Annotated in this window: 12 protein-coding genes and 1 pseudogene; 5 read left to right on the top strand and 8 right to left on the bottom strand. The window is 69.1% G+C overall.

Features of this window, described 5'->3' with window-relative positions; genetic code table 11:
• Positions 1–125, bottom strand: a pseudogene (locus WT97_RS33980) (efflux transporter periplasmic adaptor subunit); the annotation flags it as partial.
• A gap of 400 nt (positions 126–525) precedes the next feature.
• Here WT97_RS33980 and WT97_RS05790 point away from each other — a divergent pair.
• Positions 526–1,167 carry a TetR family transcriptional regulator gene (locus WT97_RS05790; protein WP_059794087.1) on the top strand — a complete coding sequence of 214 codons (642 nt, stop codon included), beginning with the start codon at positions 526–528 and terminating at the stop codon, positions 1,165–1,167.
• A 34-nt stretch (positions 1,168–1,201) separates the two neighbouring features.
• Here the strand turns inward: WT97_RS05790 and WT97_RS05785 are convergent, their stop codons facing one another.
• Complete coding sequence (locus WT97_RS05785; protein ID WP_059794086.1) at positions 1,202–1,867, bottom strand: cysteine hydrolase family protein; 666 nt, start codon at positions 1,865–1,867, stop codon at positions 1,202–1,204.
• A 151-nt stretch (positions 1,868–2,018) separates the two neighbouring features.
• On the opposite strand from WT97_RS05785, the gene WT97_RS05780 reads away from it, so the two are divergent.
• Positions 2,019–3,020, top strand: coding sequence for a helix-turn-helix domain-containing protein (locus WT97_RS05780; protein WP_059794084.1), 1,002 nt, complete (start codon positions 2,019–2,021; stop codon positions 3,018–3,020).
• Positions 3,021–3,071: 51 nt separating this feature from the next.
• Here WT97_RS05780 and WT97_RS05775 read toward each other — a convergent pair whose 3' ends face one another.
• The 6 genes from WT97_RS05775 to WT97_RS05750 form a co-directional block, all read right to left on the bottom strand.
• A complete protein-coding gene (locus tag WT97_RS05775) occupies positions 3,072–3,779 on the bottom strand; it encodes a CoxG family protein (RefSeq protein ID WP_059504596.1) in 708 nt (235 codons plus the stop codon).
• A 28-nt stretch (positions 3,780–3,807) separates the two neighbouring features.
• Positions 3,808–4,167 (bottom strand): DUF427 domain-containing protein, encoded by a 360-nt coding sequence (locus WT97_RS05770; RefSeq protein WP_059504594.1) that lies wholly within the window; start codon positions 4,165–4,167, stop codon positions 3,808–3,810.
• 129 nt (positions 4,168–4,296) lie between these two features.
• Positions 4,297–4,734 carry a carboxypeptidase-like regulatory domain-containing protein gene (locus WT97_RS05765; RefSeq protein ID WP_059794082.1) on the bottom strand — a complete coding sequence of 146 codons (438 nt, stop codon included), beginning with the start codon at positions 4,732–4,734 and terminating at the stop codon, positions 4,297–4,299.
• A gap of 102 nt (positions 4,735–4,836) precedes the next feature.
• Entirely contained in the window at positions 4,837–6,321 is a 1,485-nt protein-coding gene (locus tag WT97_RS05760) for a DegQ family serine endoprotease (protein WP_034208274.1), read from the bottom strand.
• Between the two features lie 126 nt (positions 6,322–6,447).
• A complete protein-coding gene (locus WT97_RS05755; RefSeq protein ID WP_059504590.1) occupies positions 6,448–7,794 on the bottom strand; it encodes an ATP-binding protein in 1,347 nt (448 codons plus the stop codon).
• 3 nt (positions 7,795–7,797) lie between these two features.
• Positions 7,798–8,460 carry a response regulator gene (locus WT97_RS05750; RefSeq protein WP_006481728.1) on the bottom strand — a complete coding sequence of 221 codons (663 nt, stop codon included), beginning with the start codon at positions 8,458–8,460 and terminating at the stop codon, positions 7,798–7,800.
• A gap of 186 nt (positions 8,461–8,646) precedes the next feature.
• On the opposite strand from WT97_RS05750, the gene dacB reads away from it, so the two are divergent.
• The 3 genes from dacB (at position 8,647) to WT97_RS05735 (ending at position 12,712) form a co-directional block, all read left to right on the top strand.
• Positions 8,647–10,179, top strand: coding sequence for a D-alanyl-D-alanine carboxypeptidase/D-alanyl-D-alanine-endopeptidase (dacB, locus tag WT97_RS05745; RefSeq protein ID WP_059794079.1), 1,533 nt, complete (start codon positions 8,647–8,649; stop codon positions 10,177–10,179).
• A 376-nt stretch (positions 10,180–10,555) separates the two neighbouring features.
• Positions 10,556–11,470, top strand: a complete 915-nt coding sequence (locus WT97_RS05740) for a sterol desaturase family protein (RefSeq protein ID WP_059504586.1) — start codon at positions 10,556–10,558, stop codon at positions 11,468–11,470.
• A gap of 96 nt (positions 11,471–11,566) precedes the next feature.
• Positions 11,567–12,712, top strand: coding sequence for an SGNH/GDSL hydrolase family protein (locus tag WT97_RS05735; RefSeq protein ID WP_060353115.1), 1,146 nt, complete (start codon positions 11,567–11,569; stop codon positions 12,710–12,712).
• Positions 12,713–12,746: the final 34 nt, after the last annotated feature.

Here is a 12,746-nt window from a genome sequence, read left to right as displayed (position 1 = left end):
ACGGTGACGACGCCGACTTCCGGCGTTTGCGGCGGCGGTGCCGATTCTTTTTTCCCGCACGCGGCCAGGAAAACGGCGGCCGTCGCGACAGTGATTAAGCGGTATGGAACCCGTTCGACGCGCATGGAGCGACCTCTGTGTATAACCAATGGAATAAGTGACGCGCCCGGCAGGAGCGCAACACGGATGCGCCTCGCGGCGCAGATCGAACACCTGAATTACTGGACTGCTAGATACAGCACGTCGGCACGAGACCTCCGTGCCGACGGGGATGCCGCGAACTGCGGACTGGTACTGGGGCGGGAATCAGCAGAGTGGGATATTAACTGATTGCCACTTGGGTCATTCGATCGTAGGGTGGTATTGTATATACATTCACGAATGTATGTAAAAAGCCCGTTTGTGCTCCGCCGACTGCCCAGTCTTACAGATTGTTACCAGCAGCAAGCATAGCCCGTCTGCATGACGGCGACGAGGGGTTGCGAACCCTATATTCACCGACGATCGATCCAATCAGGCCTGCACATGGTCAGACGTACCAAGGAGGAGGCGCTCGAGACGCGCAATCGCATTCTCGACGCCGCCGAACACGTGTTCTTCGAGAAAGGCGTGTCGCATACGTCGCTCGCGGACATCGCCCAGCACGCCGGCGTGACGCGCGGCGCGATCTACTGGCATTTCGCGAACAAGAGCGAACTGTTCGATGCGATGTTCGACCGTGTGCTCCTGCCGATCGACGAATTGAAGCGGATACCGCTCGACGCGCCGGGCGGCAATCCGCTCGACAAGGTGCGCCAGATCCTGATCTGGTGCCTGCTCGGCGTGCAGCGCGACCCGCAGCTGCGGCGCGTGTTCAGCATCCTGTTCATGAAGTGCGAGTACGTCGCGGACATGGAGCCGCTGCTGCAGCGCAACCGCGCGGGGATGAGCGAGGCGCTGCACATGATCGACGCCGATCTCGCGGTGGCCGTGGGGCTCAAGCTGCTGCCGGAGCGGCTCGATACGTGGCGCGCGACGCTGATGCTGCACACGCTCGTCAGCGGGTTCGTGCGCGACATGCTGATGCTGCCCGACGAAATCGACGCCGAGCAGCATGCGGAAAAGCTCGTCGACGGCTGCTTCGACATGCTGCGCTACAGCCCGGCGATGCTGAAGGACCGCGACTGACGCGGCGCATGGCGCGCCCCGTCGCCGTGCCGGGTCAGGCCGCTTCCGCGCGATGCGCGCGAGCCCGCCGGTTCGACGCGGCCACCGAATCGCGCGCCGGCATCGGCGCGCCGGCCAGCCCCGCGATCCATGCGTCGGTCGACATCACGGCCGCAAAATTCGACTGGAACACCACCGCGTACGCGCGGTGAATCTCCTCGGCGCTCGCCGCGCCCGCTTCGTTCGCGTAAGGCAGCGCGCCCGTCGCATCGTCCAGGTATTCGACCTTCAGCCCCGCATGCGCCGCGTGATAGACCGTCGACGCATTGCAGTTGTGCGTCATGTAGCCGGCCACCGCGAGCGTGTCGATGCCGTGCGCGTCGAGCCACGCGGCGAGATCGGTGCCGGCGAACGAACTGGCCTGCGCCTTCTCGATCCGATGCGCGTACGGCCGGCTGGCGACCACCGCGTGCAGCGCGACGCCGTCGGTGCCGGGCGCGAAGATCGGCGCGCCGGCCGGCGCGACGTGCTGAACCACGATCACCGGCACGCCGGCCGCGTGCGCGGCGTCGATCGCGCGGCCGATGTTCGCGAGCGACACGTCGAGCGGTGGATATTCGATCGGCAGGTTGCCCGTCACGTATTCGTTCTGCACGTCGATCACGATCAGTGCGCGGCGGAAAGCGGGACGGGAAGCGGAATGCGGGACGGCGTTCGACATGGCGGGCTCCTGGTCGGCGGCGCTGCCCCGCCCCGGAGCGGGGCGGCCAGCAGTGCGATGCGACGCATTGTCGGGCCGCGTGGCGAGCGCCGATAGTGGCCCGATAGCCATTCTTCGATAAAATCGGGCCATCGCCTTTCCGGAACCCGCCATGCTCGCCGCCGCGTCGCCCGCCCCATCCGTTCCGACCGTCGTCGCCGTGATCGCGTACGACGGCATCAGCCCGTTCCACCTGTCGGTGCCGTCGGTCGTGTTCGGCAAGGAGCGCGACGCGGACGCGTCGCCCGCGTTCACGTTCCGCGTCTGCTCGGCCGAGCGCGGCCCGCTCGCGACGACGGGCGGCTTCACGATCGCCGCGCCGTACGGGCTCGATGCGCTCGACGATGCGGACATCGTCATCGTGCCCTCCTGGCGCGACCCCGACGAAGCGCCGCCCGACGCGCTGCTCGACGCCGTGCGCGCGGTCGCCGCGCGCGGCGCCGAACTCGTCGGGCTGTGTCTCGGCGCTTACGTGCTCGCCGCGGCCGGCCTGCTCGACGGCCGCCCGGCCACCACGCACTGGGCGTGGGCCGACGATTTCGCCCGGCGCTTTCCGCGCGTGAAACTCGATCCCGACGTGCTGTACGTGGACGACGGCAACCTGACGACGTCGGCCGGCACCGCCGCGGGGCTCGACTGCTGCCTGCACGTCGTGCGGCGACGCTTCGGCTCGGACGCCGCGAACCGGATCGCGCGCCGCCTCGTGATCCCGCCGCACCGGCAGGGCGGGCAAGCCCAATACGTGCCGCAGCCGGTCGCCGCACACCCGCGCGATGCGCGGCTCGCGGGCCTGCTCGACTGGGTGCGCGCCCATCTCGACGCCGCGCACAGCGTCGATTCGCTCGCCGAGCGCGTACTGATGAGCCGGCGCACGTTCACGCGCCACTTCCGCCAGGCGACGGGCACGACCGTCACGGCGTGGCTGCAGGCCGAGCGGCTCGCGCGCGCGCGGCATCTGCTCGAAACCACCGGACAATCGATCGACGCGATCGCGCAGGCGGCCGGCTACGGCTCGAGCGTGTCGCTGCGCCAGCATTTCGCGGGCGCGCTCGGCACGTCGCCGTCTGCGTATCGAAGGGAATTTCGCGGCGCCGGAGCCGGCGCGGGACAGTGACGCCTGCCGCACGGGCGGCGGGCAGGCCGTGACGCGGAGCCGGGCGGCCGATCAGCCGCCGTTGAACCAGCGTGCCGCGTAAAGCAGCAGCGCGACGAACACGATCATCGCCGCCCAGGCCCACACGGGTATCGTGCCGGAATCGCGATGCCGGAGCGCGCTCGCCGCCCGCCCGCTCAGCGCGCCGCCGAGATGCGGCGGCAGCGCACGCTTCGTCGCGGCCACTAGCGATGCCGGCCGCAGAAATACGTGCTGGCGCCGCTGCGCGGATGCGCTCGCGCGATTCGGCGCGAGACCGTGCTTCGCCTGCACGACCGCCCCGAACTCGCGGAAGAACGTATCGGTCCATTCGCGCAGCGCATTGTCGATCTGCCGCCCCGGCAGTTCGGCGAGCGGCCCGCTCGCCGTCGCCCAGACCACGTACTCGATTCGCGTGGCGGTCGCATCGTCATCCGGCATCAGTGCGAGTTCGACCTGGCCGCGCAGTGCGCCGAGCCCGTCGGCCCGCGCCTTGAAGTTGAGCACGCGGCGCGGCTGCCCTTCCGCGTCGCCCTGCTCGGCGGCCGCATGCGCGCGCACGTCGTAGCGGGCACGCAGTGGGCCGAGCGGCACCGTGATCGTCAGCGCAAATTCGCCGTGCGCGAGTTTCACGAACGATTCGCAATGATCGAAGCTCGCGCGCAACAGCGCGAGATCCTCGAGCGCATCCCGTACGACAGGCGGCGCGAGCGGTACGCGTAACGTGTCGTTCAGTTCCATGACGCCTCCCCGATGAACGCGCGCCGCATCAGGACGTCTCGACGAGACTGTCGATCCGCGCGACATCGAAGGCGACGTAGTGCGCCAGCACGGCCGCCGCCTCGTTCGGTTCTTCGTAACTCCATGCGGCGTTCTCGATCACGCCGTCTTCCGTCTGCAAGTCGAAATGCACGGCCTGCCCCCTGAACGGGCAGGCCGACGTGACGCCCGATTTCACGAGCCGGCGCATGTTGACGTCGCTGCGCGGCAGGTAATGGATGTCCGGGAGCCCCGCTTCACGCACGGTCAGCGCGCCGTGCGAATCGGCATAGGTGATGCCGCGATGGATCACGCGCACGCGATGACGGTTCGGCACGATTTCGAGTCGAGGGTCGGCTGCATCGGACATCGTTTCTCCTTCGGGCGGCCGCCAGGCCGGGGCAGGAAACGAAAAAGCCACGGCACGCATGCCGTGGCTTTCATTATGGGCGAAACTTCGTCCGATTGCGCGCCCGGGGCCCGGACCGCGCGCGGCGGGCTACTGCGCACTCCACTGGAACGCGGCTTTCGCGCCGCCCTTCGCGCCGACCGTGACGGCGCGCGATTCGTCGCTACCCTGGTACGACGCATGCACCGTATAGCGCCCCGGCGGCAGCTTCACCAGCATGTACGGCCCGCGCGCGTCGGTCGACAGCACCTCGGTACCCTTGCCGTCGACGATCCGGACATGGACGTCGGCCAGGAACTCGCCGCCCTTGCCGGTGAAGCGCAGCGCCAGTGGCCACGACGCCTCGTTACGCTGGAATGCCGTCGACTGGTCCTTGCCGATACCGCCCGACACGTAGCTGACATCGCCTTGCTGGCTCGCGGCGGGCAGGCCGTCCGACTGCGCGTACGCGCCGGTCGCGCCGGCCGCGAGGCCAGCGGACAGCGCCGCGGCGACGGCAAATCGGGACACGTTGCGTAGATATTGCATGGCTCTCTCCTTGGGGTCGGAACACATACGGGGCGCAGCGTCACGCGGGTCGCACGGCGGCGCCCGCCGCGGCCGGCCGGACCGGCCGTCGGCCGTGGCCGGTCAGCTCAAGTCGACCGGCACGAAGATCTGTGCATTATCGCGCTGGATCAGCAGAGCAAGACTGTTGCCCGCGCCCTTCACCGCGTCGCGCAACTGCTCGGGGCTCGTGACCGGGCGGCCGTTGACCGCGAGGATCACGTCGCCCGGCTGGATGCCCGCGTTGGCGGCCGGCCCGCCGGCCTGCTGCACGATCAGCCCGTGCGACAGGTTGCTGGCGCTACGCTCCTGCGGCGACAGCGGACGCACCGCGACACCCAGGCGGCCCTGTTCGACCGGCCCGCCGTCGTTCGACGCGAGCTTCGCATCGGACATCGCGCCGAGCGTCACGCTGATCGACTTCTTCGACTTGTCGCGCCAGATCTGCAGGTCGGCCTTCGAACCCGGCTTCAGGTTCGCGATCTGCGCGGGCAGCGACGTCGAATCGGCGACCGGCGAACCGTTGACCGACAGGATCACGTCGCCCGGCTGCAGGCCGGCCTTCGCGGCCGGCCCGTTGGCGTCGACCGAGCTGACGAGCGCGCCGTCCGGCTTCTGCAGTCCGAACGAGCTCGCGAGCGTCTGGTTCAGCCCCTGCACGGCGACACCGAGGCGGCCGCGGCTCACGTGGCCCGTCTTCACGAGCTCGTCCTTCACCTTGATCGCCTCGTTGATCGGGATCGCGAACGACAGGCCCTGGAAGCCGCCCGTCTGCGAGTAGATCATCGAGTTGATGCCGATCACCTCGCCCTGCAGGTTGAACAGCGGGCCGCCGGAGTTGCCGGGGTTCACCGGCACGTCGGTCTGGATGAACGGCGTGTAGTTCTCGTCCGGCAGCGCGCGCGACTTCGCGCTGATGATGCCCGACGTGACCGTGTTGTCGAAGCCGTACGGCGAGCCGATCGCGACGACCCACTGGCCGACCTTGCTCTGCGCCGGGTCGCCGATCTTCACGGTCGGCAGGCCGCTCGCGTCGATCTTCAGCACGGCGACGTCGGACTGCTTGTCGGAGCCGACGACCTTCGCCTTGTATTCGCGCTTGTCGGTCAGCTTGACCGTGACGACGTTCGCGCCGTCGATCACGTGTGCATTGGTGAGGATGTATCCGTCGGAACTGACGATGAAGCCCGACCCGAGACTCGCGCTCGGCTGGTCGTCCGGCTGCGCGTCGCCGCCCATGCCCGGCACCTGGCCGTAGAAGTGCTTGAAGAACTGGTAGAACGGGTCGCTCGGATCGATCGGCAGTTGCGGTTGCGGCGCGCGTCGCGACACCTGCTTCACGACATGCTTCGCGCTGATGTTCACGACCGCCGGGCCGTAGGTCTCGACGAGCCCGGAGAAATCGGGAATGCCGGTCTTGGCCGCGGCTTCGGCCGGCATCAATGCGGCCGCCTGCGCGGGCGTGATGATCTGCGGATCGGCGCGGCGGGTGCCGGCGAAATAGCCGGCCGACAGGGCCGCCGCCACGGCGACCGCGACGGTGCCGCGCGCAAGGAATCGGGTGTTCATCGTAGGACCTCCTCTTTGTTAGGACGCAGCGTAACGACCCTGACTTAAAGGAGGCTTAATCAGCCTTAAGCGGGGCTTAAGCGGCTGCCGGCGGCGAACCCGCGCCACCCTCGCCGGGAGCCCCCTTCAGACGGATTCGGAAGACTGCGGCGCCGGGGCCGGCATCTCGGCATCGCGGAACACGACGCTGACGAGCAGGCCGCCCGCGGCCGCATCGCCGAGCGACACCGTCGCGCCCTGCTGCGCCGCCACGCGCTTGACGATCGCGAGCCCGAGCCCGCTGCCCGACACGTCGGTGCGCGCGCGCGCCGTGCTGTCGCGATAGAAGCGGTCGAACACGCGCTCGCGCTCTGCCGCCGGAATGCCCGGCCCGCTGTCGGCGATCTGCACGCATGCGCGGCCCGCCGCGTCGCGCGTCAGCGACACGTCGATGCGGCCGCCGTCCGGCGTGTACTTCACCGCGTTGTCGAGCAGGTTGCCGAACATCACGCGCAGCGCGCCGACGTCCGCGACGACGCTCGCCGCGCACGTTTCCTCGAAGCCGAGATCGATGTCGTGCCGCTGCGCGAGCGGCGCATGCGCGGCCACGCATTCGGCGAGCAGCGCCTGCAGGTCGACCGGTTCGCGCATCGTCGCGCCGTCCGGCTCGGCGCGCGCGAGCGCGAGCAGTTGCTCGGTGAGACGCGTCGCGCGCGACACGCCGTCCTGGAGATCCGCGATCGCCTCGCGGCGCGACGCCTCGTCCTTCGCACGGGCGACGAGCTGCGCCTGGATCTGCACGGCGGCGAGCGGCGTGCGCAATTCGTGCGCGGCGTCGGCGACGAACGCCTTCTGCGTGTCGAGCGCCGCCGACAGCCGCGCGAGCAGCCCGTTCAGCGCCCGCACGAGCGGCTGCACCTCGAGCGGCAGGCGCGCGTCGGGCAGCGCATCGAGCGCTTCCGGCCGGCGCGCCTCGACCGCGCGCGTCACGCGCGCGAGCGGCGCGAGCCCGCGCCCGACGATCCCCCACACGGCCGCGCCGAGGAACGGCAGCAGCACGATCAGCGGCCACAGCGTGCGCAGCGCGACGTTCGCCGCCAGCCGGTTGCGCACCGACAGCGGCTGCGCGAGCTGCACGACGTTGTCGCCGACGATCGCGCCGTACACGCGCCATTCGCCGCGATCGGTGCGCTCGGTCGAGAAGCCGAGCTCGGCGCGCGGCGCGATCGGCGCGCGCGGATGCGAGAAGTACATCAGCACGCCGTTGCGATTCCAGATCTGGATCACGATGCCTTCGTCGCCGTTGGTGCGCGAGCCGAACACCTGCGAGAACGGCTCCGACGGCAGCGCCGCGGCGATTTCCTGCAACTGGTAGTCGAACAGTTCGTTCGCTTCGGCGAGCGCCTGCCGGTAGATGAGCCAGCCCGCCATGCCCACGCCCGCGACGACGATCGCGAGCAGCCAGATCAGCAATTGATGACGAATCGACCGCACGCGTCAGCTTTCCTTGACGACCATGTAGCCGAGCCCGCGCACGTTGCGGATCAGGTCCGAGCCGAGCTTCTTGCGCAGCGCGTGGATATAGACCTCGACCGTGTTGCTGCCGATCTCCTCGCCCCAGCCGTACATCTTCTCCTCGAGCTGGCTCTTCGACAGCACCGCGCCCGGCCGTGCGAGCAGCGCCTCGAGCAGCGCGAACTCGCGCGCGGACAGCGCGACGGGCGCGCCGTCGAGCGTCACCTGGTGCGACGCGGGATCGAGCGTGAGCGCGCCGTGGCGGATCAGCGACTCGCTGCGCCCGGCCTGACGGCGGATCAGCGCGCGCATCCGCGCGCCCAGCTCGTCGAGATCGAATGGCTTGACGAGGTAGTCGTCGGCGCCGGCGTCGAGCCCCTTCACGCGATCGGCGACCGCGTCGCGCGCGGTGACGATCAGCACCGGCAGCGCCAGCCCGCGCCCACGCAGCGTGCGCAGCACGTCGATGCCGTCGCGCTTCGGCAGGCCGAGATCGAGCAGCAGCAGATCGTACGTCTCGCCGCCGAGCGCCGTGAGCGCGGCGTCGCCGTCCTGCACCCAGTCGACTGCAAAGCCGTCCGAGCGCAGCGCCTTGCGCACGCCCTCGGCAATCATTCGATCATCTTCGACAAGCAGAATCCGCATCGGGACAGGCATCCATGGGCGAGTCAAACACGGCGACCATTGTAGCGCCGCGCATCGCGTGCGCGGCACCGTGCAATGCAACAGTAAGGCGGATTGCAAGGGGCCTGCCCCGACTTGTCTCTACAATGTGCGCTTCGGCGCCCCCGCGCGTCCTGCCCGAGCCCCCCGCTTTTCCCGTATTCGCCCATGCCGATTTCCGATCTTTCCGCCCGGTTCGTCCCCCGCGCCCGCGTCTGTCTGCGGGCGGCCGCCGTCGTCGCCACGTGCACGGCCCTCGCGTTCGCGCCGTCCGCGCAGGCCCGCAAGAAGTCCCACAAGGAAGCGCGCAAGACCGCCGTCGTGTCGCCGGCCGCGCGCGCGGCCGGCCTGCCGGCATCCGTGCTCGTCGCGCTGCAGCGTGCGAAGGTGCCGGCGTCGGCGATGAGCGTCGTCGTCGAGCGCGTCGGCGATCCGCAACCGCTGATCGCATGGAATGCGAGCCGGCCGATGCTGCCGGCCTCGACGATGAAGCTCGTGACGACCTTCTCGGGCCTGTCGATCCTCGGCCCCGACTACCGCTGGCGCACGACCGCGTACACGGACGGCACGGTCGACCCCGACGGCACGCTGCAAGGCAACCTGTACATCAAGGGCACCGGCGATCCGAAGCTCGTGCCCGAAGAACTGATCGACCTCGTCGACAAGCTGCGCAAGGCCGGCGTCAAGCGCGTGGCCGGCGGTCTCGTGCTCGACAAGAGCTATTTCGCTGCGTCGACGCGCGACCTGCCGTCGTTCGACGACGATGTCAGCGCGCCGTACAACGTCGGCCCCGATCCGTTGCTGTATGCATTCAAGGCCGTGTCGTTCACGGTCACGCCGGGCGATGACGGCAAGGTCGCCGTCGACGTGCTGCCGCCGCTCGCGAACCTGTCGATCGACAACCAGCTCGTCGAAGGCTCGGGTTCGTGCAGCGCGGCCGCCGCGGCTGCGCGCCCGACGCTGACGGCCGGCGGCGGGATCATGACCGCGTCGTTCGCCGGCGACTACCCGCTGCGCTGCGGCGCGCATACGACCAACCTCGCGATCCTCGATCACACGACGTTCTTCGCACGCGGCTTCCTCGCGCTGTGGCAACAGGACGGCGGCACGATCGCGGGGCCCGTCAGCGAGGGCAAGGTGCCCGCCACCGCGCGGCCGCTCGCCGTGCATCACAGCCCGGTGCTCGGCAGCATCGTCTACGACATCAACAAGTTCAGCAACAACGTGATGGCGCGCAACCTGTTCCTGACGATCGGCGCGGTCAGCGGCAAGCCGCCCGCGACGCCCGAGCAGTCGAGCCGCGCGATCCAGGCGTTCCTGCAGAAAAACGGCATCGCGATGCCCGACCTCGTGCTCGAGAACGGCTCCGGGCTGTCGCGCGAAGAGCACGTGAGCGCGCTGTCGCTCGCCGCACTGCTGCAGGCCGCGAACGCGAGCCCCGTCGCGCAGGCGTTCGTCGATTCGCTGCCGATCGCGGGCATCGACGGCACGATGAAGAACCGCCTCACCAACGCGGGCGTGCTCGGCAACGCGCACATCAAGACCGGCACGCTGCGCGACGTGCGCGCGATCGCCGGCTACGTCGCCGGTGCGGACGGCCAGAGCTACGTCGTCGTCAGCTTCATCAACAACGATCACGCGGAAGGCGCACGCGCCGCGCACGACACGCTGCTCGAGTGGATCTACGCGGGCGCGCACTGACGATCCGTGCGGCGTGCAACGTGCGGCGTGCAACGTGCGGCGTGCAACGTGCAGCGCGCAGCGCAGCGGGCCGTCGCGACAGCGCGGCACGCGCGCCCCCGCACCGCGTCGCCCGCGAAAATCTCGCCGCGCAGTTTGAAACGCCCGCGCCACCGTCGCGCGACGCCCCGTGCGCACGCTGCGCCTGCAAAACGGGGCCGCACCGCCCGGCCCCGTGCAGTACGGGTTCCGTAGAAACCCTATCCTCTGAGGGAACCCTCTACGCTGCCCCCTCGCCTAGCGCGTGGCGATTGCGTAGGCTGTTGGCCTGACCGATATCTACAACGGGCCACACGCCCGGCCTCATGGCTTGCAGGGGAACGAAGGAGACACGCCCATGCGATTCGACGTCGAATTGCTTCTGCTCGCGCTGGCGCCCGTCTTCCTGCTCTGCATCGCGTGGGAGGCCTGGCACTTCGCCCGCACCCGCGCGCAGGACCGTATCTATGCATGGCGCGACACGCTGTGCAACGCGGCGCTCGCGCTGATGCACCAGGGCGCCGACAAGATCGCATGGCTGTTCGTGATTCCCGTTTATGCGTACTGCTACCGGCACTATCGCGTCTACACGTGGCACGACGGCTGGCTGTCGTTCGCGGTGCTGTTCGTCGCGCAGGACTTCCTCTACTACGTGTTTCATCGCGCGAGCCATCGCGTGCGCTGGCTGTGGGCCGCGCACGTCGTGCACCACTCGTCCGAACGGATGAATTTCTCGACCGCGTTCCGCCAGAGCCTGATGTACCCGATCGCGGGCATGTGGCTGTTCTGGCTGCCGCTCGCGTTTGCCGGCTTTCCGCCGCAACAGATCGTCGGCATCGTGCTGATCAACCTCGCGTTCCAGTTCTTCGTGCACACGCAGGCGATCGGCAAGCTCGGCTGGCTCGAATACGTGCTGAACACGCCGTCGATCCACCGCGCACACCATGCACGCAACGCGCGCTACATCGACCGCAATTACGCAGGCGTCCTCGTGATCTGGGATCGCCTGTTCGGCAGCTATGTCGAGGAAACGCCTGACGATCCGCCGCGCTACGGAATCGTCGAGCGGCTCGGCTCGAACAACCCGCTCGTCGCGACGTTCCACGAGTGGGCGGCGATGGCGTCCGACGCGTGGCGCGTCGGCGGATGGCGCAACAAGCTGCGCGCGATTTTCGGCCCGCCCGAATGGGCGAGCGCTTATCATGCGCAGATCGCCGAGGCCGCGAACCCGGATCCGCGCACCGTGCCGCAGGCGGCTGCGCGCGACCGATAAACCGTTTCAGCCAACGGCCGCCGCGCAGCCCGGAACCGAGCAGGCACGCGGCAGATGAGAAACACATCAGGGCCATATCTACGAGGAGATCGAACGATGCAGACACAACAACACGCCCCTTCCCGCACGCGCCGGCGCATCCTGCGCACCGCGCAAGTCGCGATCGCCGGCGCCGCGCTCGCGTTGCTCGCCGCATGCGGCGGCGGCGACGACAACAACGGCAGCAGCGCGTCGAACACGCCGCCGTCGGGCGTGAAGATGCAGATCGTGTCGTTCGGCGACAGCCTGTCCGACGTCGGCACCTACTCGCAGATCAAGCTCGGCTTCGGCGGCGGCCGCTTCACGACCAACCCGGGCCAGGTCTGGACGCAGGACGTCGCGCAGTACTACGGCGACACGCTGCAACCCGCGAACCAGGGCGGCTTCGGCATCCCGCTGCAGGCGACGGGCGGCCTCGGCTACGCGCAAGGCGGCTCCCGCGTGACACTGCAGCCGGGCATCGGCCATGCGGACGCCAGCGTGCCGAACCCCGACTACGCCCAGGCGACGACGACGCCGATCGCCGACCAGGTCAAGCAATACCTGACGCAGCACGGCAGCTTCAACGCCGGCCAGATCGTGCTGATCAACGGCGGCGCGAACGACATCTTCTACCAGGCCCAGGTCGCGCAGGCGCAAGGCAACACGCCGGCCGCCCAACTCGCGGCGGCGCAGGCGATCGGCCTGGCCGCGCAGCAGCTCGGCGGGATCGTCCAGCAGATCGTCGCGGCGGGCGCGACGCACGTGTTCGTCGCGAACGTGCCGGACATCGGCGGCACGCCGCTCGCGCTGCAAGGCGGCGCGAGCACGCAGGCCGCGTTCACGCAACTGTCGGGGCTGTTCAACAAGACGCTCGTCGGCACGCTGGCCGCGCTGAAGGTCGACCCGACGAAGTACGTGGTGGTCGATTCGTTCACGTGGCAGGACGGCATCGCGGCCAACTACCAGGCGAACGGCTTCAGCGTGTCGAATACCGACACCGCCTGCAACCTGAAGGCGATGGTCCAGGCCGCCACGCAGTACGGCGTTGCGAATGCGACCGCGTTCGGCTCGTCGCTGTTCTGCTCGCCACAGACCTACACGGTCGCGAACGCGGACCAGACCTACATGTTCGCCGACACGGTCCACCCGACGACGCACCTGCACGCGCTGTTCGCGCAATACGTCCAGCAGCAGATCGCGAAATCCGGCGTCGGCAAGTAAGCCGCCGGCCACGCGCCCAAACGAAAACGCCCGA

Source organism: Burkholderia sp. MSMB1459WGS (assembly GCF_001534535.1).
In the GTDB taxonomy this organism is placed as follows: Bacteria; Pseudomonadota; Gammaproteobacteria; order Burkholderiales; family Burkholderiaceae; genus Burkholderia.
Note: the sequence above shows the minus strand (reverse complement) of the source record. Positions and strands in the feature narration are given on the sequence as shown.